The sequence below is a fragment of the Kaistella solincola genome (assembly GCF_000812875.1).
GTDB lineage: Bacteria > Bacteroidota > Bacteroidia > Flavobacteriales > Weeksellaceae > Kaistella > Kaistella solincola.
In genome coordinates this window covers 1-339 of record NZ_JSYK01000012.1, presented here as the reverse complement: position 1 = coordinate 339, position 339 = coordinate 1, and the positions used below count along the sequence as shown (strand labels likewise).

The window sequence follows — 339 nt, the reverse complement described above, 5'->3', positions numbered from 1 at the left end:
CTCTGCTAAAACCACCCTAAAATTGGTATTAGCTTTTAGCTGTAGGCCATAAGCATAAAGCTTATAGCTCAAAGCGTAATGCTTATAAAAAATCGATAAAAACGTTCACAAAGAGACAACCGTAGTTGCACTGTCGAGTGCCATAATTAGGCAATAAATCTACGGGTAATAGTACTACTCGGCTATGACATTGCTGCCTTTACACCTATAGCCTATCAACGTTGTCATCTCCAACGACCCTTAAAAGATGTCTCATCTTGAGGCAGGTTTCGCACTTATATGCTTTCAGTGCTTATCCTTTCCAAACGTAGCTACTCAGCGGTGCTCCTGGCGGAACAA

The 339-nt window shown here is 41.6% G+C and carries 1 rRNA gene; it reads right to left on the bottom strand.

What is annotated here, in order from left to right:
- Nucleotides 1-149: 149 nt before the first annotated feature.
- Nucleotides 150-339, bottom strand: a 23S ribosomal RNA gene (locus tag OA84_RS11100); the annotation flags it as partial.